The sequence below is a fragment of the Nitratireductor sp. B36 genome, from assembly GCF_020833685.1.
Taxonomy (GTDB): Bacteria; Pseudomonadota; Alphaproteobacteria; order Rhizobiales; family Rhizobiaceae; genus Nitratireductor.
Window position 1 is genome coordinate 137,386 of the sequence record NZ_JACKZY010000004.1, and the last position, 21,200, is coordinate 158,585.

General features: G+C 60.4%; 25 protein-coding genes and 1 tRNA gene. 3 read left to right on the forward strand and 23 right to left on the reverse strand.

The features are described 5' to 3' along the window. Positions 1 to 41: 41 nt before the first annotated feature. Positions 42 to 1,034, reverse strand: a complete 993-nt coding sequence (locus H7H48_RS16890) for a BMP family protein (protein ID WP_229450223.1) — start codon at positions 1,032 to 1,034, stop codon at positions 42 to 44. 276 nt (positions 1,035 to 1,310) lie between these two features. Continuing rightward, positions 1,311 to 1,622, reverse strand: a complete 312-nt coding sequence (locus H7H48_RS16895; RefSeq protein ID WP_229450224.1) for a hypothetical protein — start codon at positions 1,620 to 1,622, stop codon at positions 1,311 to 1,313. 230 nt (positions 1,623 to 1,852) lie between these two features. Here H7H48_RS16895 and H7H48_RS16900 point away from each other — a divergent pair. Further along, positions 1,853 to 1,942 (forward strand) — tRNA-Ser (locus H7H48_RS16900). 128 nt (positions 1,943 to 2,070) lie between these two features. Here H7H48_RS16900 and H7H48_RS16905 read toward each other — a convergent pair. From H7H48_RS16905 to H7H48_RS16940, 8 genes are all read right to left on the reverse strand, one after another. Continuing rightward, positions 2,071 to 2,889 carry a DNA adenine methylase gene (locus H7H48_RS16905; RefSeq protein ID WP_229450225.1) on the reverse strand — a complete coding sequence of 273 codons (819 nt, stop codon included), beginning with the start codon at positions 2,887 to 2,889 and terminating at the stop codon, positions 2,071 to 2,073. Positions 2,890 to 3,019: 130 nt separating this feature from the next. Beyond that, the gene (locus tag H7H48_RS16910) at positions 3,020 to 3,994 is read right to left on the reverse strand and encodes a phage late control D family protein (protein WP_229450226.1); all 975 of its coding nucleotides are present in this window, start codon (positions 3,992 to 3,994) and stop codon (positions 3,020 to 3,022) included. Further along, positions 3,994 to 4,254 carry a tail protein X gene (locus H7H48_RS16915; protein ID WP_370633413.1) on the reverse strand — a complete coding sequence of 87 codons (261 nt, stop codon included), beginning with the start codon at positions 4,252 to 4,254 and terminating at the stop codon, positions 3,994 to 3,996. Before H7H48_RS16915 ends, H7H48_RS16910 begins: the two co-directional genes overlap by 1 nt. Then, positions 4,251 to 4,679, reverse strand: coding sequence for a phage tail protein (locus H7H48_RS16920; protein WP_229450227.1), 429 nt, complete (start codon positions 4,677 to 4,679; stop codon positions 4,251 to 4,253). Before H7H48_RS16920 ends, H7H48_RS16915 begins: the two co-directional genes overlap by 4 nt. A gap of 16 nt (positions 4,680 to 4,695) precedes the next feature. Beyond that, on the reverse strand, positions 4,696 to 7,044 hold the full coding sequence (locus H7H48_RS16925; RefSeq protein WP_229450228.1) for a phage tail tape measure protein: 2,349 nt from the start codon (positions 7,042 to 7,044) through the stop codon (positions 4,696 to 4,698). 83 nt (positions 7,045 to 7,127) lie between these two features. Next, complete coding sequence (locus H7H48_RS16930; RefSeq protein WP_229450229.1) at positions 7,128 to 7,601, reverse strand: hypothetical protein; 474 nt, start codon at positions 7,599 to 7,601, stop codon at positions 7,128 to 7,130. A gap of 5 nt (positions 7,602 to 7,606) precedes the next feature. Then, positions 7,607 to 8,125 carry a phage major tail tube protein gene (locus tag H7H48_RS16935; protein ID WP_229450230.1) on the reverse strand — a complete coding sequence of 173 codons (519 nt, stop codon included), beginning with the start codon at positions 8,123 to 8,125 and terminating at the stop codon, positions 7,607 to 7,609. Positions 8,126 to 8,139: 14 nt separating this feature from the next. Beyond that, a complete protein-coding gene (locus H7H48_RS16940) occupies positions 8,140 to 9,414 on the reverse strand; it encodes a phage tail sheath subtilisin-like domain-containing protein (protein WP_229450231.1) in 1,275 nt (424 codons plus the stop codon). A 123-nt stretch (positions 9,415 to 9,537) separates the two neighbouring features. Here H7H48_RS16940 and H7H48_RS16945 point away from each other — a divergent pair, with 123 nt between their 5' ends. Further along, positions 9,538 to 10,383 (forward strand): glycosyltransferase family 25 protein, encoded by an 846-nt coding sequence (locus H7H48_RS16945; RefSeq protein ID WP_255664034.1) that lies wholly within the window; start codon positions 9,538 to 9,540, stop codon positions 10,381 to 10,383. Positions 10,384 to 10,437: 54 nt separating this feature from the next. Further along, positions 10,438 to 11,202: a hypothetical protein gene (locus H7H48_RS16950; RefSeq protein WP_229450233.1), complete on the forward strand. Its 765-nt coding sequence runs from the start codon at positions 10,438 to 10,440 to the stop codon at positions 11,200 to 11,202. 4 nt (positions 11,203 to 11,206) lie between these two features. Here H7H48_RS16950 and H7H48_RS16955 read toward each other — a convergent pair whose 3' ends face one another. The 13 genes from H7H48_RS16955 to H7H48_RS17015 all read right to left on the reverse strand — a co-directional run bounded on the left by H7H48_RS16955 (position 11,207) and on the right by H7H48_RS17015 (position 21,145). Further along, entirely contained in the window at positions 11,207 to 11,707 is a 501-nt protein-coding gene (locus H7H48_RS16955; protein ID WP_229450234.1) for a hypothetical protein, read from the reverse strand. Between the two features lie 11 nt (positions 11,708 to 11,718). Continuing rightward, positions 11,719 to 12,687, reverse strand: a complete 969-nt coding sequence (locus tag H7H48_RS16960; RefSeq protein ID WP_229450235.1) for a hypothetical protein — start codon at positions 12,685 to 12,687, stop codon at positions 11,719 to 11,721. Between the two features lies 1 nt (position 12,688). Continuing rightward, positions 12,689 to 15,961 carry a DUF4815 domain-containing protein gene (locus H7H48_RS16965; RefSeq protein ID WP_229450236.1) on the reverse strand — a complete coding sequence of 1,091 codons (3,273 nt, stop codon included), beginning with the start codon at positions 15,959 to 15,961 and terminating at the stop codon, positions 12,689 to 12,691. 9 nt (positions 15,962 to 15,970) lie between these two features. Next, positions 15,971 to 16,456 carry a hypothetical protein gene (locus H7H48_RS16970; protein ID WP_229450237.1) on the reverse strand — a complete coding sequence of 162 codons (486 nt, stop codon included), beginning with the start codon at positions 16,454 to 16,456 and terminating at the stop codon, positions 15,971 to 15,973. Between the two features lie 2 nt (positions 16,457 to 16,458). Next, entirely contained in the window at positions 16,459 to 17,259 is an 801-nt protein-coding gene (locus H7H48_RS16975) for a phage tail protein (RefSeq protein ID WP_229450238.1), read from the reverse strand. Then, the gene (locus H7H48_RS16980) at positions 17,256 to 18,116 is read right to left on the reverse strand and encodes a baseplate J/gp47 family protein (RefSeq protein WP_229450239.1); all 861 of its coding nucleotides are present in this window, start codon (positions 18,114 to 18,116) and stop codon (positions 17,256 to 17,258) included. The genes H7H48_RS16975 and H7H48_RS16980 overlap by 4 nt, the downstream gene beginning before the upstream one ends. Further along, on the reverse strand, positions 18,113 to 18,499 hold the full coding sequence (locus H7H48_RS16985) for a GPW/gp25 family protein (protein ID WP_229450240.1): 387 nt from the start codon (positions 18,497 to 18,499) through the stop codon (positions 18,113 to 18,115). Before H7H48_RS16985 ends, H7H48_RS16980 begins: the two co-directional genes overlap by 4 nt. Before the next feature lie 3 nt (positions 18,500 to 18,502). Next, positions 18,503 to 18,709: a hypothetical protein gene (locus H7H48_RS16990; protein ID WP_229450241.1), complete on the reverse strand. Its 207-nt coding sequence runs from the start codon at positions 18,707 to 18,709 to the stop codon at positions 18,503 to 18,505. A gap of 12 nt (positions 18,710 to 18,721) precedes the next feature. Beyond that, on the reverse strand, positions 18,722 to 19,249 hold the full coding sequence (locus H7H48_RS16995) for a phage baseplate protein (protein WP_229450242.1): 528 nt from the start codon (positions 19,247 to 19,249) through the stop codon (positions 18,722 to 18,724). Then, positions 19,242 to 19,775 (reverse strand): hypothetical protein, encoded by a 534-nt coding sequence (locus H7H48_RS17000; protein ID WP_229450243.1) that lies wholly within the window; start codon positions 19,773 to 19,775, stop codon positions 19,242 to 19,244. The genes H7H48_RS16995 and H7H48_RS17000 overlap by 8 nt, the downstream gene beginning before the upstream one ends. After that, positions 19,772 to 20,251 (reverse strand): phage virion morphogenesis protein, encoded by a 480-nt coding sequence (locus H7H48_RS17005; protein WP_229450244.1) that lies wholly within the window; start codon positions 20,249 to 20,251, stop codon positions 19,772 to 19,774. Before H7H48_RS17005 ends, H7H48_RS17000 begins: the two co-directional genes overlap by 4 nt. Next, positions 20,248 to 20,667, reverse strand: coding sequence for a gp436 family protein (locus tag H7H48_RS17010; RefSeq protein ID WP_229450245.1), 420 nt, complete (start codon positions 20,665 to 20,667; stop codon positions 20,248 to 20,250). The genes H7H48_RS17005 and H7H48_RS17010 overlap by 4 nt, the downstream gene beginning before the upstream one ends. Before the next feature lie 124 nt (positions 20,668 to 20,791). Further along, entirely contained in the window at positions 20,792 to 21,145 is a 354-nt protein-coding gene (locus H7H48_RS17015; RefSeq protein WP_229450246.1) for a hypothetical protein, read from the reverse strand. Positions 21,146 to 21,200 lie beyond the last annotated feature (55 nt).

Consider the following 21,200-nt stretch of genomic DNA (forward strand, 5'->3'; position numbering starts at 1 on the left):
GGCGGCCCTTCGGATTGGTTCAGTCGAAAACGGGCACTGCCTCAGTAAGGGCAGGCGTTATCGCTGAGGAAGTTGTGCACTTCGATCTCGCCATCGATGATCTTCTGCTTGGCCTCTTCAACCGCGGCCTTCATCTCGTCCGTGATGAGATCCTTGTTGTTGTCGTCCATCGCATAGCCGACGCCGTCCTCGGCTAGGCCGAGATCCTGGAGGCCGTAGCTGAACTCACCGTTTTTGGCGTCCATGAAGGCATTGTAGACGGCGACGTCCACCTGCTTGACCATCGAGGTCAGAACCTTGCCCGGATGCAGGCCGTTCTGGTTGGAATCGACGCCGATGCCGAGCTTGCCGGCATCCGCTGCCGCCTGGAGCACGCCAACGCCCGTGCCGCCCGCGGCGTGATAGATCACATCCGCACCCTGGTCGATCTGCGTGCGCGTGATCTCACCGCCCTTGGTCGGGTCGTTCCATGCGGAAGGCGTGTCGCCCGTGTAGTTGCGGATCACCTTGGCGTCGGAGCGTGCAGCCTTTGCGCCGCCCACATAGCCGCACTCGAACTTGCCGATGAGCGGAACCTGCATGCCGCCGACGAAGCCGACCGTGCCCGTTTCCGAGGCGAGTGCGGCGAGCATGCCGACGAGATAGGAGCCTTCCTGCTCCTTGAAGGTCACGGAGCGCACATTGGGCGCGTCGACTGCGTCATCGATGATGGTAAAATCGGTATCGGGATATTCCGGCGCGACCTTCTTCAGGTAATCGACCCAGGTGAAACCCGCCATGACGATCGGGTTGCGGCCGTTCTCGGCGAAGCGGCGCAGGGCCTGCTCGCGCTGGGCGTCGTTGGAGATTTCGAACTCCACATATTCGATCCCGGTTTCTTCCTTGAACCGCTCGGCGCCGTTATAGGCCGCCTCGTTGAACGATTTGTCGAACTTGCCACCCAGATCGTAGATGAGAGCCGGAGCGATCTCATCCGCAAATGCGCTTGCGGACATCGCGGTAGCGGCCAGAAGGCCGAGAACAATACGCTTCATGTGATCCACACCCTGTCGGTTGTCTTGTGTTTCCGTCTACGCCGCACGAGCGGGCAGCCTCGAATGGCATATCCGCTCAAGCACTCTTGCGAGCGTCCCGCAACGGCCGTGGACCATCGGGAACGGCATGGAGAAAGTCTTCCGCTCTCCCCTTACGGGCACTCTTGCACGGCTGAAATGAAAATTCACGCGGAATTTTGACCGTTCGGAAAAACGACTTGAGATGGTCTTGCAGGCTGCGCAGCACGCGAAGCAGCGTCAGTCTGTTTGCTGCATTCAGGCAAGAACAGTCCGCCGGCGTCGGTATCCGACAATGTAGAAAATGAGAGAAAGAGCGAAGAAGACCAGCCAGCCCGGCAGGGTCAGGATCTGGATGATCACAGGGTCCCAGATGAAGGGAAATGTATAGCGCTGGATGACTGCCTGCGCGAGATTGAGTGTGTCGGGCGATACAGCGTACCAGCTTTCGCCCAATGGCGTGAACGTCAGGGCGTCAGCGGCGATGGAGCGTGTGGCGTCGATCACGGCCATGACAACGGCGATTGCAAGAGCGAAAACAGCCAAAATCCGAAAGAACAGACGAAACATTCAGGCCTCACCTCTGTGCCGCTGCCGGCATGGGCCATCAAACCACAAAACGACCCGTGCGAGACATAGGCCGGGCGACCCGACTTGGCAATCACCTTACGGAAAGTTGAGAGTAAGAGAGGGCCAGGCGCAGGAAAGTGCGGCAAATTGCAAAACTGTCACAGACTGGACTTGGCATTCTCGATCAGATCGACTAGATGACCCTCGCGCAGCCGATAAAGCTGTGCCGTGGAGAGGTGGCCGAGTGGTTGAAGGCGCACGCCTGGAACGCGTGTATACGGGAAACCGTATCGAGGGTTCGAATCCCTCTCTCTCCGCCATTTTCCAATCGAGCCCTGAAGCGCACCCGGTGTAGCCGGTCGCCGCTTTTTGGATTTTTGTCAGCGCTTTTTAGACCAGTCACAATTCTTCGAAGCCCCGTCAAAGGGTGTTTGAAGGGGCTTCTGGCTCAGTCCTGATCTTCGGCCGAGTAAATAATCAGTTCCTTCGCCCTCGTACCGTTGCCGGCTGAGATGGAATAGGTCAGCTCGGCGCCCTCCATATCAAACCCTGAGAACAGTTCCCGGATCTGCGGCACATCGTTGATCGAGAGGATGAACCGTCCCTTAAGCTGGCCGAGCCGATCGGCCATGAGGGCGAACTGGTCGCGGTCGAACAGGGCGCGGCCGTAGTCGCCCTCCGAGCCGTAATAAGGCGGGTCGAGATAGAAGAGCGTATCCGGCCGATCATAGCGCTCGATGAAGTCCAGCCAGTCCAGGTTCTCGATGACGACGCCCGCCAGGCGCTCATGCGCCTCTTCCAGCATGGGAGCCAGCCGAGTGAGGTTGAAGCGCGACGGGCCGTCCCGGTTCACGCCGAAGTTCTGCCCAGCCACCTTGCCGCCGAACGCCAGACGCTGGAGGTAGAGGAAGCGTCCGGCACGCTCCAGATCAGTCAGCGTGGCGGGGTCGCTCGCCTTCAGGCGTTCAAACTCACGGCGCGAGGTAATCTGGAAGCGAAGCGTGTCCATGAACTGCGGATAATGGCGCTGAAGGATGCGGAAGAGGTTCACCACTTCGCCATTGCGGTCGTTGATGATCTCGGCTTGGGGCATCTGCTGACGGCGGAAGAAGACGCCGCCCATACCGACAAACGGCTCCGCATACAGCGAATGAGGCGTAGCGGCGATGCGTTCGCAGAGGCGGCGGGCGAGAGCGCGCTTGCCGCCGATGTAGCCGGCCACGGGCCGGACGGGAGTGACGGGTGAGTGGTCTTTGTTGTGAGGCATACTTTGTTAGGAAGAATCAGCCACATTGCCTCCGCTCGAAAGAGCGGCGGGTGCGACGGTTATGCTTATTCGCTGTCGGGCGGGATTGGTTTGGCGATCGACCCGCTGCCGGGGCTTTCCGGCCCCCGTCTTACGTCTTTCCGGTTTCCGGTGCCTCCAGCTCGATTGTAGTCATGTATGTGTCATCGTAGCGATGCTCGACGCTGGCCGCGCGCCACTCGCCATTGGCTTCCCTGCGCATGCCCGTGATGATGATCGGCGTGTCGGCCATCACCTCCGGCATGCCGGCAAGCGTGATTGAGCCCGAGCCGGTGGCGCGGCCGAGGCGGCTGCCTTCGGCACTGGCCGCTTTCTGTGCCTCGGCCGCGTTGGCGAAGGTCGTTCGAAGGCGCTTCACGGGGCCTTTGAGGCCGGTTTCAAAGTCTTCGTATTTGATCTCGTTTCGCGCCCGGTCGTACCAGCCCGCCTGTGTCTTGCCGTAGCGCGGCCGGGGCTCAATCGAGAAGGTGCCGCTCTCGCAGTCGCTCTTGTCGATGGAAATAGGCGGCAGAACACCACGCTCCAGAAAGAGGAAGCGGTTTCCCTTGACCGAGAACTGGCCGCCGCAGCGGTCAGCCAGGCGGGTGAGGAAGTCCACGGTCGATTGCTCGGTGCGGGCGATATAGGGCAGCTGCAGCCCGGCAAGGCCGGGGCTGATCTTGGCTTCATAACCATGGCGGCCAGCCAGCTCCTGGACGATGTCTCCCACACTCTTCTCGTCAAAATGTTCAGACAGGGGTTCCTTCACATCGGAACGCATGTCGGCCGAGCGACAGGAGAAGCGGAGAAACTCGCCGCGCGGGCCGAAGGCGTAATCCGCCTTCTCGAAAATGAAGACACCCATCTTCCATGTGCTGGCACCGCGAAAGCCGAACCTAACCGAGATCTCGGCACCCATCTCGGGAACCTCGATCAGGTTGTTCTCGTCATCGAACTCCAGCTCGCATGTGTCGGCTTCCTGGCCGGGCGCGTCGTAGATCGAGGCAGAGACCAGGAGAGAATAGAAGGCATCGCTCACAGTGCGGCCGGCGACGCTCACTTCAATGAATGGATGCGTGCGGATCATCAATCCCAGAGCCTCACGGTTGCGGCTTCCTGGATGATGACGAACTCCGGCATATTGATCTCCGTGCCGCGCGGCAGCACCGGACCGAGGCGCGCAAGGCCCGGATTGGCCACCAGCGTGGCCTCCATAAAGCCGGGCAGCTTGCCGGCTTGCCGGCGGTCTCGCAGATGCGCCAGGGCGTATTCAAAGCACACCTGATCGAGCATCATGTCTTCGAGCGGAACCCGAACACGCCCTGCAGGGATGATACGGGCGCTCATGAGAACAGACCCACTGGCGAGCCGCTGCCAGGTGCGGGCGCGACCTCGATATCGAAGCTCAGCCGCCGCCCATAACCTTGCCGGTTGATGCTTGTCTGCCGGTCACGCACCGAGAGGATCACCACGCGGCCGAACACCTGCGCGGCTGTGGCGACAGCGATCGACCAGCCGATCATGAGAACCGGGTGGGCAGCGGCCTGGGTGGCGCGGATCGCTTCGAACTCCTGCCGGCCGCCGAACTCGTCCGGATAAAGAAGGCCGGAGATCCTGATCGGATCCTCGCCATAGCCGGTGAACTGCCGGCCTGGCCGGTTGCCAAAGCGGGGAATGGCCGGCCAGTGCGTTTCAGTCTGCCGCTCGATCTCCTGAAAATTGAGCGGCGCGATCTCGAAGATGTGCGGGCCAAGGGCAAGCAGTGGTGTCATTCCTCTGTGCCTCCCATTACTCAGTGCCTCCATGCAATGCGCCGGTTCGCGCGGTGGCGATCGAGCTGCCCACGCCGCTGCCGGCGCTCGCGCGGGCTGGCTGGGCTGAAGAGAGCCTTGAGGCTGCGGCACCGATGGCGCGGGCGGCTTCTTTCAGCAGGTCGGCAGACTGCGCCGCGCCCTGTTCGAGCGCGGAAGCGGCTTTCCGGCCTCCCTGCTCGACGGCCGTGCCGCCGCGCGCCAGACCATAGGACGCCTGCGAAGCGGCCCGATCCATCCCGGCAAGCATCTGGTCGAATGCGCCGCCGCTCGCGCCCTGACCGGCATCTGCGGCATTGGCCGTGTTGGCACGGCCGCTGATGGCTTTGGAGCGCTTCTGTGCAGCAGCGTCTTCCGGGCTCTCGTTGGTCATCCAGGACGGCAGGGACGGCAGTGTGAATTCGAAGGAGAAGGCATTCTTCAGCCACTCGACCTTTGACTGCACCCATGCCTCAAGCTGCGCCCAGCCCTCGGTCAAGCCGGCAAGTGTTCCATCCACGGCGTTGCCTGCAAGCCCCGATGCGACGGCAACCAGGTCCGAGGCCCATTTGCCGACATCGATGGTGGCCTGTGCATACCAGGCCTCGACCGCGCCCCAGCCTTCAGTGATGCGCGCGAGAAGCACCTCGGCTGGAACCTCACCAGCCTCCATGCCCATCTGCTCGTTCGACCAGTCTTTCACCGACTGCCACAGCTTGCCGAACGAACTCTGTTCTACGCTCTCTTCAAGCTTCTTGAACGCGGCCTGGTTCTGCCGGATTTGCTCAAGCCGCTCTTCAGGTGTGCGGCCCATGTCGTCGAAGAACTCGAAGGCCAGCGGGATCACCCAGCTCGCTGCCATCCCGGCGCGCAACGCGTTGGGCAACCCGCCGACCTTCGACACGAGTTTGTCGACGCCACGCCATGCGAGACCGGCGGCGCGGCCGACACCCCGAATTGAACCTGAAACGAGACGCCAGCCGAGGGCCACGTTCCGGCCCGCCTCGTTGAACTTGAGGAAGAAGCCAAGAAGCCTGATGAGGGGCAGGCGCACGGCGGCCACGGCAAAGCCGATCAGGCGCGCGCCAATCGCGAAGGCCATCAGCGCTGCAATCGTCTTGACGATCGCGCCGGTCAGCTCCGGGTTGGCAGCGGCAAACTCTGCAAATCTGTCGATGAGCTGGCCGAGTTGATCAGCCAGCGCCAGAGCCTGTGGCAGAAGCTGATCGCCCAGGACGATTGCCATGCGGGTCAATTTGCCAACGAGCAGATCCCACTTCTTCTCTGCGCCTTCGGCCTGCTTGGCTGCTTCCTCGACCGCCGATCCGGCATAGGCCGTCTTGTCTGCAACCAGGTCTAGCGCCTGTGCGAGCAGATCAGGGTTGCCGAGCAGCTTTGCGAAATCGTCCGCGAAGTCACGGCCGACCAGCTCGATCAGGGCCTCCATGCCTTGCGGTTTCTTGGCCAGCGTTTCGAACAGCTGGATCAGCGCGGCCGGCGCGTCGGTCTCCATCGACTTCAGGAAGGCTTCGCGGTTCATCCCGACCGATTGGAACGCCTGGTCGATCTTCTTGCCGCCCGACAGGATCCGGGTTGCCATGGCGGTGAAACCGCGCGCTGCTGTTTCGGGCACGATGCCGGCGGCGATCATGGAGGCACCGACAGCGGTTGCCTCGGTTGCCGTCAGCTTGAAGATGGCTGCCGCGCCAGCGGAACGGTTGGTGAAGTCGGTGAGCTCGCTGGCCTTCGCGGCCATGTTGTTGGAGAGGTGGTTCGTGGCGTCGCCAAGATCCTCGATCCCGTCCTGGTTCAGCTTGTAGACGTTGCGCAGCTTGGCAAAGCGCTCACCGATCAGGCCGCCAGCCATGTCGAAGGCCACGGCCGCGTTGGCAACGTATGTGGTGAAGGCTTCCAGATCGCTTTCAGGAACACCGCCCTGTGCAGCCTCGGACATCAGCTCGACCAGCTCGCTCGCCGCGATCGGGATCAGCGCCGAGGTGTCGAGCGCGAACTTGCGAAGCTGGCTCAACCGGCTTTCGGTGACGTCGAGCACCTTGTCCAGGCCACGCATGGACTGGTCGAACTGCCCGGCCTTAACGATGGGGGCGGCAAGTGTCATCGCCATGCCGAACGCACCGAGCAGTCGACCGCGTGCGTTGTTTAGCGCCGTTTCGGCATTCCTGGTCGCGGTCTCGATGTTGTCTACGGAGAAGCCCTCGCGGATCGCTCCGCCGAAGCCGCGCTTGAACTCGTTTGCCTTCTCACGGATCCCGCCCAGCGCGCCCGCGATCTTCTTCGCGGGCGCGGATGCCTGGTCAATGAGGCGGATGAGAAGGGAGACGTCCATCGATCAGGGCTCCGGGAAGCGGGCTTGCAGATGCCGGGCGAGATGCGCGTGAGCGATGACGAGTTCGATCCAGTCCGTCTCGTCTAGCTCGTGAGGGAGTTTCCGGAACTGGTGTCCGATATCTGCCGCCACGCCGTAGACGCTGCGGACTGGAGTCCCGGAAAAAAACCGAGAAACGCGGTCCCAAGCGCCGGCAGGTCGATCACGTCGATGTCATCGATCACGGAAGCGGGTTCCTCGCACATGTCGGCGATGAGCTCGGTCAGTTCGTCCAGGCGCTCCACCGTGAAAAGCCCTGCGACCAGCTTGGCGAGCATTTCCCGGCCGCCGCTTTCCACCTTCGCCTGGATGCTGGACGCCGCATCATCGCCATCAGCCAGGAGAAGCGAAAGAAGGTCGCCGCCGACCATGGCGGCAAGTCGTTTGGTGTGCCGCGTCTTGGGGCGGCGGATGGTGATCGTGCTGCGCTCGGCTTCCTTGCCGTCAGCGTCCTTCACGGTCACCGGAACCTGAAGGGGAACTTCGATCTTCAGTTTCAGGGCGTCATTCTTGCTCATGGCGCTCACCCGAACAGGATACGGCGGCGGGTTTCGTTGACCGGCGCGAAGTTGCGGATGTCCCACCCACCCTTCTTGAAATTGAAGCGGTGCATGACGCGGCTGTCCCAGTACTCGGTGTAGCTCCAGATCGATTTGATCTCGTGGTCATAGCCGGTGGCCTTGCCGCCTTCGAGCTGCTCGCCCTCGATCTTCGACAGGCGACCAGTGATGTCGACCGCATGTTCGTGTTCGGTGCCGTCCTCTTCCGAGATCACCAGTTTCTTGCCGGTGAAGTTGTTCCGGACACCGGGAGCGCCGCCGAACAGGCCGAGCGTTTCCGGCGTGTGGCTCTTCAGCTTGAAGGGCATGGTGAGCGCTTTCGTGCCGAGCCCGGCGACCTCGATTTCGAGGTCGGAGCCACCGGGCTGAAAGTTCTCCATGATCTCTTCCAGCGTGGGCAGTTTCAGCGTCTCGATGTCGAGCGCCAGGTTGGTGTTGTCGTTGACGTAGAGCGTGAAGCCCCGGACGATGCGAAGGGTCATGAAACGTGCTCCCGTTAGCCGGAGATGTAGTCGGCGATGCTGCCGGAGAACTCGACCGAGATGCGGCGCTGGATGTCCTCGGCGAGCGTGTCGAAATAGTCTTCGTTGCGGCGCGAACCGAAGATCAGGTCTTCGAGTGGCGGCGTCTCTTCCGCATCGAATTCAACACGCAGCTTGCCATCGCGCAGCGAGGCGTTGGAGTTGAGACCGCGATCCCAGAACACATTGCCGCCGAGGATCGCGCCGACCACCGTCAGTTCATCGAGGAACGCTTGCAGAGAGCGCATGACCGCCAGGACATGCTGCGATGAAAGGTTCTCATCATTGGCCCAGGGGCGGAAAGACGCGACAATCGCCTTCTCGATGGTGGCGCGGGTGCGCACGACATTGATGAACTTCCAGAGCGGATCATCCGACGCCGTGCGGTTGCCCCACAGGATCCGGCCATTGGCGGCATACTGGCCACCGACGCCCTGGACGACGCGCGCGGGAATGAACGTGGCGATGCCGGCCTCATTGAGGAGGTTCGCCTCGTGATCGATCTCGCCGTCGAAATAGGTGATGGGACGGGCCGTGCCGAGAACGCCGAGCGCCTCCTGGTTGGACGGTGACCAGTAGGGACCGCCCTTCAATTTGTCCTTCTTCACGATCAGGCCGGCCGCGAAGGGAGAGGCGGGTTTGGAAACAATGGTTTCGCCGCTTGCAACCCGCACGAACGGGTCCAGTAGGTAGGTGTAGCGCGATGAGAAGTCGGCGCGGTAGGCGAGGCTTGAAGCGCTGTCGGTGCCGCCCGTATCGATCACAGCCACCGCCTTTAGCTTCGCGGCCACTTGCTCAAGGGCATCTGCCACCGGGTTCTTTGCGTCGGCCACGCGGCCGGCCGAGTATCCCGGTGCGAGCAGAATATCCGGCTCGACCCCGACGTGCCCTGATGCGTAGGAAAGTGCGTGGACGCCGGTCATGGACGCGGCCGAGCCGATCAGGTTTGCCCTGGTGGCGTCTTCATCGGCCCCTTCCTCGACACGGACAAAGACCATGTGACCTTCCACACCCTGGGCGCGGACGGCGTTCACGATGTCGATCGCGTTGCCAGTTGCGCCCAGGGCGGCAACCTTGTCGGTCTCATGCGTGAAGAAGGCAACGGGCTCGTCGGGCGGGAACACGTTCGCGTCGGCATCCGGCGCGACAACGGCCGCGCCGATGGACGAGACATCAGCTACGGCAATCGGGCGCGGCTCGTTTCCGGACTGGATGACGCGGACGCCGTGGTTGAAGGGGGCAGTGGCCATAAATCGCTCTCCAATGCCGTTTGAGACGGGTTCAAAGGCTTTGAGAGAGGATAGGTTTTGGTTAAAGAGAAGCGCCCCTGACAATGTCAGGGGCGAATATAGGCGCGAAAGCTTCTTCCCCGCATGTTAGCGGCAATTCAGCTCCACGCCAAGTTTACATACTGTGCTTATTTGCGGAGTGGTGCGTTGAACTCGGGACATGATCTAAAGACGTATCTAATCAATTTGGACCGCTCGCCGGAGCGATTGAAATTCATGAAGGAGCAACTGGTTAGGCAGCATGTTGATTTCGAAAGGATACGAGCTGTTGATGGCCGGAAGCTTGACATGCATCAATACCAGAATGCTTGCATAACGCCGGGAGAGATCGGGTGTTTTCTTAGTCACCGCATTGCTTGGCGCACACTGTGCAACAGTTCAGATGCGTTCGCCTTAGTGCTCGAAGATGATGTGCATCTCAGTGACGATTTTGCTCACTTTGCAAAACATGCTGCTTGGATCCCCGACGATGTAGCGTTCATAACGCTGGAAACTACACATCAGTTAATTGATGTTTCACGGAAATCTAAACCCGCCACTGGGGGGCGGATACTTCAGCGAATCATAAAGAATGGAACGTGCCTCGGCGGGTACATCATCAGACGAGATTTCGCCGAGTATCTACTCAGTGATGAAGGGTTCTCAATGCCTGTTGATGATTGGGTTTTTCTACAGCGCACGATGAACGCCCACAGCCTCTATCAGCTTAACCCGGCAATTGTTATCCAGAATCGAGCGTATGAAGGGCCTTCACAATCCGTTTTAAAGAGTACCATTGCCGGAGAACGGATGCGGAGAGTATGGCCTCAACAATCGTTCTGGAAACGCCTCAACCGCATGCTATCCAAGCCGGTTGAGCAGAACATTAAGAAGCTGGTCGACCTTTTAATGCGCCGTGAAACCGTGAAAAGGAAGATTGGCTTTCACTAGCTATGTCTGAGACTTCCAAAGTGCCGTAAAAACTACAAAAAGGTAACATTTCACATGAAAATTGCCCAACGTTCAGGTCTTGAGAACTGGCACAACAGAATCTTCGTTTTCTGGTTCGGCTCTTCAACGATGTCCGACCAACGCGCACGCTGTTTCGAAAGTTTAAAAAATACTGAATGTGAGATCGAGTTTGTCGATAAGCATAGCTTGGAAAAATATATTCTTCCTGGTCACCCGTTACACCGGGCATTCGCGCATTTGTCACCGGTTCACCAGTCCGACTATCTCCGAGCATACTTTATGCACCACTTTGGTGGAGGGTACTCCGACATTAAGATGACATCTCAATCGTGGCGGCCAGCGTTTGATGTGCTCGGCCATTCCGATGCATTCGGGGCCGGCTATCAGGAGGTTTTTGGGGGTATGGCGAGGTTTCACAAGAACCGTGTCAAAGGACATGTGTTCTACCTTGGTCGCCGGTTACCAAGTCTTGTCGCGCTGGGAATATACAAACATCACAAACGCAATCGCAAACGTGCAATCGGCAATGGTGCTTTTATTTTTCGACCTGGGACCATGTTCACCAGCACTTGGTTGTCGCACGTGGAAACCCGACTGACCTTACTTTACCCGCTGTTGCTGCAAAACCCGGCAAAGAATGCGAAGGAGCGCCCCGGTGAAGATTATGGCGATGGTCCCTCTCGCTACCCAGTGCCTTGGTCATTTCTTCTTGGTGATATTCTTGGCCCGCTCAGTATCAAGTTTTCAGACCGGCTTCTTCAAGTAGTTCCAGCACCTTCCTTTGTGAACTACGAATAGTTGTTCACGAAGCAGAGGCCAACCACATAGCGTCGACCTGCTCAGGCGTAAGAGCCAAATAATCTGCGATCTGCGCAATCAAAGCGTGCGTCCGCTCGAATGAGCCGGCATACTCCCATTCCACCTGCGCTTTCTCGCGTTCCGCCAGATCGGTGATGGCATCTACGGCCTCTTGAACAGATGCGAGCGCGATACCGTTCGCTATAAGTCCTAAACGGAGTTCGCGCGCCGACAGTGAAGGCATCATCGCGCGAAGCTCTTCAGAAGTCGGTGAGGAATAGGGTGTGATGTATCTACCTTGGGCGATCCATTCCGCAACCGCCAGAACAACCTGTGGTGACAGACCGAAGGTATCTTCCGGAACAACTCCATACTCGGCATCGGTCACAGTCTCGATGAGTTCTCCCGTTTGCGGGTCTAAGAGCTCGAAATCTAGCGTGGCCACAAAAACATCAGCCTTGTCTGTGGCGCGCACAGCCTTCAGGGACAGGAGATTGGGCTTCATTTTTTATACTCCTATGCGACTCTCTGCGCCATTATGCTCCAAGCACCACCGCCAGCGTATTCGCCGCGCGAACGCCATGTACCGCTAAGAACGGCACCGCCGCCATTTGTCGAAAACCGGTTGTCACCCCACAAACGGACTGACACTGAAGAGTTCCTTATTGCGCCAGCATCGTGGAGCAGCAAAACTTGGCCGACTGGAAAGTTAGTGTTGTTCTTAGCGCTGCCGGAATACATCAATTCAGGCGCCAATGCAGAGGCAACTTGAGCAGGTGTCGACGGTCGAATGTAGTTGTTCGAACCGGTGTCGATCTGCGTCATGAAGAACCCAATGTTTCCGTTCGTGCTGTCATATTCCGAACGGAAGAGGCGAGCAGAAATATCACCTGAACTGTCGCGTTGCGCGTAAGTGTTTCCACTAGCGCTGGTGGAGCCGGATATACCGTTAAGCTTGGCGCTATCGGCTGCTTTACCACCGGCAGGTAGAAAGGCAGATGCGCTCTCAACGGCGGCAGAACCAAGACCTAGGTTCGAACGGGCTGTGGCCTTGTCAGGCAGATCCGAAAGGTTGAGCGACTTCACAAGCTTGGTTGCCAGTGAATTCGTTACCGTGGTGGCGAAGTTTGGGTCGTTTCCCATCGCCGTGGCGAGTTCCTGTAGCGTGTCGAGTGCACCCGGCGATCCGTTGATCAGCGCATTGATTGCGGCATCGATGTCGGCCGCCATCTTCGTGTCGATCTCGGTTTTCGTGTAGGCGTCGGTGATCCCGAACCCGGCGACTGTCGTCGGCCGCCCTGTCAGGTCACCATAAGCGTGCGTGTGCGCGTCGTAGGCCGCATTGAGCGCCGCCAGGGCATCGCTGATTTCCTTTGCCTTGGTGTCGGCCTGATCCAGCGCGGTTGCCACGCGCTGGATCTCGACAATCTGCGATGCGCCGGGCGTTCGGGGTTTCGGCCAGTTGTAGTTTGCGGTGTTGGACACCTTACACCTCCGTTGTGACCATGCGCAGGCCGCTCAGATACGGGCGCGCCGCCGGCGTGCCGGTCAGCGTGATCCGCGTCTTCGCGTCCTGCGGCGCATAAGGGGTTCGTTGATAGGTCTGCTCCACCACGCCGTCGCCAAGAGGGCGCGCACTGGAGACAGAGGCCGCTACGAAGTCACCGGGTTCTCCGATCTCCACGGTCACCGTGGAGCCGGTAGGCAGGAACGCATCGAACGTCACCGACGTTCGGTCGGCTCCGTCAGCCTCGACCACGCGGCTTTCATAGTTGGCCGAGGTCTGCAGCTCTCCTTCGATTAGCTGCACGTCTGGGAAGAGAAACGGTGTCGTCACTTCGGTTCCCGTCAACACGGCCGCCACCTGGATGGTTTCATTCTCGATGAACTCGTCCAGGCGAATGCGCTGTCCTGGCGTTGCAGTGATCACCTCCCCATTGGGGCGCGTCAGGCGGATGGTGACATCCGCTTGGTTGTCTGGATACTCGACCCCGGCACTTACGATGATGTCGGACATCTTCGTCGCCGTGAACGCGCCAACCGGCACTGTTTTCTCTACAGGATTGAACCGCGCTGCGAGCAACTGGAACCACAGGTCCGTCTCGTTGTGGGGTGTCCATGTCGAAGCGTTCGAGGAAGAGAGCAAAGCGCCGACAACGAAGGGCTGTTCGGTTACAACCTCGCCGCTTTGATCGATGCGCCCAACACTGGCTACTGCAAGTGAATGCTCAGGGTCGTCTGTCAACACAACGAACGCAAACTCGCGACCCCGCTCGAGAAAAACTGGAACGGAGAAGGAGGCAGTGAAAATCTCGCCTTCTTCGATGTCCGTGCCGGGCACGAATGCCTCTGCCAACACGATCCGGTTGGGAATGCCCACATCTGTCTGACGGAGCTGGACCAGTATTGCGTTCGTAGCAGACCCCTTCTTTGCACACCTCAGGCGGACACCCGTGATGCAGCGGTCATTTGCGAGCGTGAATGTCTGAGCGAGCGGGTCGTTGCTGCCGTTGTCGCGCTGGTTTGGATCGACAGAACGGTCCCAGCCAATCGTAGCAGTGGTATTGTTGATCACCTGCGGTGGATTGATCGGCTGCGGCATGTCCGCTGTTGTCGTGCCAAGGGTGGAAACCAGGCGCCATTCCTCAACGGTGATCGTGCCCCGGCCGACATAGGTCGTTGATGCCCGCGTGCCAGCGCTCCCGAAGAACCGGACGAGCTTCGCGCCTGCGGGAATGTCTGCTGGAATGTCGAAGCTCCCGGTGACAACGCCATCAGCATCGGCAGGCGTGTGGCCCGTCAATGCGATCTCGACATCATCGAATGTCGCGCGCTCGATGACTTCGTCTTGGATGAACCCTTCCAGCCTGAAGTTGACGGCTCTTTGCCTGATCATGCCGGCCGGGCGCGTGGTCGTTCGGACAAGCTCCACTTCCTGTTCGAGCGAAACGCCTGTGATGGCCTCGCCCTCTGCGGCCTCAAACGCCTGGGACTGCGGGGACGTCCATTGAGTTTCCGTTTCGGTCCAAATGTCCGACGATGGCTCAAGGGTAGCGCGACCCGGCATCGGCGTGAACGTCGCATAAGGGTTGATATTCATCCCGTGCGTGTGGCGGAGCTGCGAGATGATCGCTTCATTGGTGAAGTCCAGGTGCTGGACGGAGATCAAGGCGGGAAACTCATGGACCTGGGCAAGAACCGGCAAGCGAAGACGCCCGCCAAAGCTCGCAGCTGTCTGTGCTACACCCTGATCGCGCATGTCGTCGTCGAGGAACGGATCAACGAAGACACCACGTTTGGCGGAAACCTCACGAGCCGTCACGTCTGCTTTCAGGCGCTCCTGCGCTACCAGATCATAGATGTCGAGCAACGCCCGCTTCATGGCGTTGATCTCGCTATAGGGGACGTTGCGAACCGCCGACTGGACGATGGTCGGTGCGATGCCCCAGCGATTGATTACGCGCGCCAGTTCCAGGTGCGTCGAAGGGATGATCGCGGAACGGGGACGGGAGAGCGCGGAATTGCCTTTGACATAGGTGAGCAAACCCGACTGATCCATTGCGATCACGTCAATGCGCGGCAGCTTGTAAGTGTAATCGACCAGCGCGTTGGTGCCCTGTGTCGCGCCGGTGACTGTCACGGTGTCGCGGGTCACGAGGTCGGGAGCGACGTTCTGGTAGTAGCGATATTTGACAGTGTAGGATGAACCGGGGTTTGGCTCGGCACCGCCTGGCGACCAGTCGATCTCTCCAGCGGACAGCAGCCAGTCTGCCGGAGAGGTGTAGGTCGTGCCGCCCTGTTTGATTTCAAGAACGCTCTCGACCGAAGCGTTAGTCAGGGCGTCTGAAGCCCCGGAAAATGCACCGTGAACCACCGTTTCCGTCGTCTCCACGATGATGGTGATTTTCGAGACATCTGCGATGGGCGAACGCGAGAGCGTGAATGTCTGTGTGCCGCCGCTTGGCTCGGTGAATGCATGCGGCTCGGCCGAGACCTCGCGCAGGTCAGGTTCTTCAGGCACACGAAGTCGCAGGCTTTGAGAACGCGGCAAGCGTCGGCCACCCACATAGGCGACACCTTCCGAAACAGTGAAGACCTGTTCGCCCTCTCCGTTAAGACCGAGTGCACCGACCTCGCAGCCGGAGAAAACATAGGCGCCATTGCTTTCCGAACTGTACGCAGCGAGCGCCTGGTAGATTTCCGAATATTCGGTGTTGGTCTCGTTGGTGATGATGGTGCCGTCTTGCATGTTGAAGACGGAAACCAGAGGAGCGCTCTCTCCATCCACCGACGTTCCCCAAAATGCATCGAAGCGGATCCGCGCTGCGCCGGGTTCCACGTAGGACTCACTGCCCTGCAGGTGACCTTTGAGGCCAGGGTCTTCGACATCGGTGACCACGCTTTCCGTAAGGCGAATGCCGATCATCACGGTCCCGGTGGCGGGCAGTTCAAACTGCGCGGCTTCGACATCGTGAACGAGACCGCCGACATAGATCGCGCATTCGGGCAGACGCACAGTCACGCTGATTTCGCCCTCACCTACGGGGGTGACGACCGGATCGTCACCACGCACAATGCGACCATCCTGAAGGATGTATTCGGCGACACGGCGCAGCTTGTCATCAGCCTGCGATTGCATTTCGTTGAGTTCGGCCGATTGCAGATATCGCTGCTCATCGGGGAACGCGACCGCGAAGTGCTTTGTGCTTCTGTCGAAGCGGTCAGTGTATCCGGGGCGCTTGATCAAGCTCTGAGTCATGAGGCGGGCCTATAGCGTGATGATGTAGGTGAAGCGCTGCTCAAGCGATCCGTCCCGGATCACCGAGTTGAACCGATCGACCTGCATGAGCCGGCCATAGTCGACGATGTCCGCATCGGGGATGTACATCTGACCGGCCGGCACGGCCGGGGCGAGTTCGGTTCCATGGAAAAGGCCGGTTTCGCGCAGGGTGTGGCCATCGCCGTCAGCAAGGTCGAGCTTGAAGTCAAGGAATACGTAGCGCGTCGGTTGTGCAGAGAACGACCATTTGGAACCGTCCGCCATGGTGATGCCACCGGCCGGATCCTCTGCGGCGAACTGGATGTCGCGAAGGCGCGTGACGCCGACCCGGTCAACAAGGTTTGTGTCAGTGGGGGAAGGCGGGACAGGTACCGTGTCCCAGGCCACGTCACCTTCTCCCACGCCGAGAAAGAAGGTCTCGCCAAGAAGCAGCTGTGCAGCTACCTGTCGACCACCGAGTGTCCATATTGCCATATCTAGTACCTCACTTGCACGCGCGGTGTCGGCTGCTCGAAGGGCAACTCGACGAAGGGCGCATTCTGGAAAGAGATGTTCTTTGTGGTGTCGGCAGGCTGTGTTGAGTAGCTAAGGCTAAGTGAAGAGCGCTGCTCGGTACCGGCGGCCGCGTTGGTGCGCCGCCGCCGCCAGTGGAACGTGGCCTTCAGGCCGGCCAAGCCGATACCTGTTTCGGCGTCAGTCCTCTCTCCATGGCTCACCCGAAGAGAAAAGACAGGACCGCCATCATGGATGCGGACGCCCGACCACGAGTTGAGAAGGGCACCGCCGTTCAGCCGCGATCCGTTGAGAAGGAAAGCGCGCTTGTCGAAGCCGGCCGTGACGCGGGCGAGTTCGGAGCGCAGTGGCTTGGTGGCGCGCGCCACTTCCGTCATCGGTCTGGCGAATGCGGTGGAACGACGCTCGTCCGGAAGATGGACCTGGAACCACCACCATTTGAAACGAAGAGGCGACATCTCCTCGATCTCGCCGTCGCAGCCGACCCATCCGAGCGCTCGGTGCATGGCAGAAGGAGTTCCCCGGCTGCGCTGCCAGAGAATGCCTTCGGAAAGCGCAACACGCAGATCCGGCAGATAGTCGGCAATCTCGGTAAGCCCGTACTCCTCGATCATGTAGGGCAACAGCGCATCGGTCGGGTTGAATTTGAAACCACGTAGTGCCTCAATGGCAGGAGCGAGCTCCGGCGAGCGATCGAGCGCTTCCGACAACGCGCGTTCGTACCGCGTCGCGTTGTTTGGTTGAAGGTGGCGGCGCTCGCTCAATAGTCCCGCCCCATGAATGTCAGATCGATATCACCGAGCGCGATGGCGGTTCCCGGCGCAGCGACAACCGGGGAGGAGGGAACCTCAATCTCGACCCGTTTGACGCCGGAAACGTGGAGCCGGGCCTCGATCCAAGATGGTTCAAGGTCAAAGCCGATACCGGTCTCCCGCTCCCAGGCCGCGCGCAACTCATCGGCAAGTCGATCGAAGGTCGCCATGGGAGCGGAAGGCAGCAGCCAGATGCCCGCTTTCACGGGAAGGGTCTGCGACACCGCCGACTGCACCACGATCGTGTCATTCAGGAGCCGCACTCGGTCGCTCTGCACTTCGGCGCTCACGGCATCGAGCATTGCCGCATCCGGGACACCGCCGGCTTCGCTTGAAAGGACGGCGACATGAATGATCGGCAGGAATACATCGCGGAACACGGCGACATCGCGGATCCGGACGTCCGCGCGCCTGGCGGCCTGAGCATACCAGAAAGATGAGCCACCAGGCGAGCGCGCCTGAATGGCAAGGCTGGTGCGCAGGCGAAGCGCGTCGTCGCGCTCGTCAGCAAGCCGGGTCACGTCATAGAACGCGGCCACGTGATCGAGGTCGGAGCCGCTTGAGAAGGCAACGAGATTGGCCTTCGCCGCGTCATTGATTGCAGCCCGGAGAAGGTTTTCCCTGAAGCTGTTTGTCTCGCCCTGAATAACGGCCGGCTCATAGGCCGTGTTCTCTACATCGAAAGGAATGCCGGCGGCCCGAAATCGCGCCTTCATGTCCGCCAGCACTTCCGTAAGAATGGCCTCGACATCGAGCGCTTTGATCATCTCGGGTGGTGGTAAGTGCGAAAATGGGTTTGCAGTCGTCATGCGATTGCTCCCTGAATGTCGAGCCGCGCCTGCCGATCTTCGCGGATCGAGAAATCGCCGAGATGGCCACGCGGGAAAAAGACGCCGTCAAGCAGGAAGACAAATCGGCCGGAGCGGCCGGCTTCGACAAGCTCGACGGTGCGCAGACCGAAGCCGGGTTCGCCGCTGTCGGGATCCGCGAGCGCTTCGGCGATGGCTACGTAGACTTTGAAGATCGTGCGCGGGTCGGCATTCTGGTCCTGGAGTTCCGGAACGAGGCAGCCCAAGTGCCGGCGAATGACACGGGACGCGATGCGGGTGGTCAGGCACTTGCGGATCGACTGGACGCAATGGTCCCAGCCGGTCAGCAGCATGCCCGTCTCCGCATCGGTTCCCGTGCGCATCGATCAGTCCTTCTTAGTCTTGGAGTTTGAAGTCGCGGCGGGCTTGGCCTCCTGCGACTTCTTCTCGGGCCGGCGCAGTTCGCCGAGGATCAGCGGATAGCGCGCCTGCTCTTCCGTCAGCTGCAGGGTCTCGCCCGCGCCGGGATTGCGCATGCCAGCGACGAACGCGCCGGCCTTTTCGGTGACTTCAAAGGGCTTTTTATTGCTCATTTAAGGGACCTTTCAGTGCGGTGTTGAGGTGTCAGCAGCACCGGGTTCCACGCCGCCATGAACGTGCGTGTCGCCAATGTTGCGCTTGTTGTGGAAAAGGTTTTTGCTCTTCAGCGTGATGTCGTTTGCGTCGATCTCGACTGCGCCGTTCTTGAAGCGGATCGCGCAATTGCCGTGTGCCAGGACGAACTCCCCGTCTTCGGCGGGGTTCTTGGCGTCGTCGGTGTAGCCGTCGCGGATGGCGATGGATTGCGGGCCAAGCTCGCCATTGGGAGAAAACAGCCGCAGAGGGTCGCCGACCGCGACCGGGAAATGCGAGCCGGTCGAACCGGCCGCTTCCTGAACTTGCACCCATGGCGAAAGGAACGGCTTGCCGGTGCGCCCATCTGGCGGCAACAGCTCCAGGCGCACGCGGTCACCGTCGATCTCTGCCACCTTTCCGGTCATGTGCGCGGCGGCGTGCCGGCGCTGCAGGTCGTCTATCGCCTTGTAGATATGACGGAACTCTCCGGCGAGGATCCGCAGGTCGCGCCTATCCATTCGACCCTCCCGCTTCGGGGATCCAAAGTTCGTCGTTCACATAGAGCTCGGTCAGCAGGTGCTGCTCGTCATCAAAGATGCCGTCGCCCAGATTGCGCAGACGCTGTGTCCACTCTACGGCTATGATCGCTGCGCCGCGCTTCTTCAGCTTGACGGTGACAAGCGGCTGGATCTCGACTTTCTCGGGTGCTCCGAGTTTGGTGAGACCCCAAATCTGCGCCGAGTGCAGGAGCACCACGAGCGCCTCGGCGATGGTCCATGCCTGCGCGTCGCGCTCTCTTCCATCGGTGATAATAAAGGCGGCGCAGGAAAGGTTCGCCTCGACCTCACCACCGGCCTGGTCACTTATACCCGCCTTCAGGACCGCTATCCGCACGGCCGGTGAAGGGATGATGTTGGTCTCCAGATCATCCAGGTTGAAGCGGCCGAACTGCTCTTCGCATTGGCGCAAGGCTGGCATCGCAGTCTTCACCGTTGTGACCACGGCGGCGCGGAACGCATTGATGCGGGCGGCAGCGTCGCTCATTGCAGCAGCCTCCCGACCCAGTCTTCTGCGGCCTCGACGATGTCACGCTGATTGTCGGCCGACAGACCGAGATATTGCCTCCTCGGCATGGTGACGCGGCTGGTCATCACAAACTTGTTGCCAATCTGGAAGGCCAGCGCGTCGGCATTCTTGGGCGTGATGACGCCGCCGTCCTGGTGGATCCGCGCATAGATCAGGCCAGTGCCGACAAGCGAAGTGGTCTCTGTTGCTCGATAGTCGATCGAGGCCGAAAGAGCGCCGCTTTGGTAGAGGATCGACGTGCCGGCGTGGTTGGGCTTCCAGGCCGAACCGTCCGGAGCTGTCTTCTCTTCCTCAATGCGGCGGCGGGTTTGCTCCTGGACGAGACGGCCAATGCCCTCCATCAGCTCCAGGCGCGGCGCATCGGCGATGCCTTCGATGGCAAGAATGGCTTCGTCGAGACCGTGAGCGGTGACGTCCAGGACGGCATTGCTCATGGCAGGTTCTTCCGGGAGAAGACGCGCTCATTGGCCGTGAAGGCAGCGCCGCCTGACGATGTGGTCGGATCGGTGGAGACGGATGGTTCGTCTGCGCCGAGACCGGCTTTGCCGTCCGCTATCCGCTCAAGCATCTTGATCGACTGCTTGTAGCGGTCCTCGATCGTGGTGGTCAGCGAGGTGTGCCGGATCGCAAGGTTGTAGACGGCGATGTTGACCGCCGGCATGACAAGCGCGGCGGGATGGCCTTCCAGTGGCGTCTCGTAGCGCGCAGAGAGGTGAACGTCGATCTCCGCGCTTGCCTGGGTAAGTGCGTTGCCGATCGCTTCGGCCGCATCGACATCGAGCGGCAGAAGATCGATGACGAACTGTTCGCCCCAGATCTGTTCGATTTCTGCGCGGGTCGCGTAAGCCATGGATCAACTCGTCTGAAGTGCGGGTTGGAGCGGCTACGGCGCCAGCCGCTCCTGCGGTCGATGAGCCCACCGTAAGACGGCTGCAGGCGATGCGCCGGACGCCTGCGGGGCTCTTTCTCGGGAGTTATTCGATAGCGCCGAGCGCTCTGAAGCTGGCGAGCGTGTCTTCACCGATGTCTGCAGGAAGCTCTGTGCCGGCGCTTTCGCCAGGGCCGTAGGTCTTGCCCTTGTATCGAACGAGCTGCTTGGCGATCGGGCCGGATCGCTTGCCGCTCGCTTTTGCGGGCGGGTTCGGCTGTGGCGCGGGCGTGGTCTGTTCATTCTCGCCGCCGGCGTCATTGGCTGACTGCCCGCCCGCCTGACCTTCGCCCGGCTCCGGCTGTGCGGTGGGTGTGACCTGATTGTCGGACGTCTCAGCGCCGGCTCTGGCCACTTCGGTCTCCTTGCTGCTGGTCGAACGGTTTCTGCGGTTGCTCATCATCTGCCTCCGGGGTTTGCGAAAAGCCTCGTTTGAGGCCATTCGGAAATCCCGG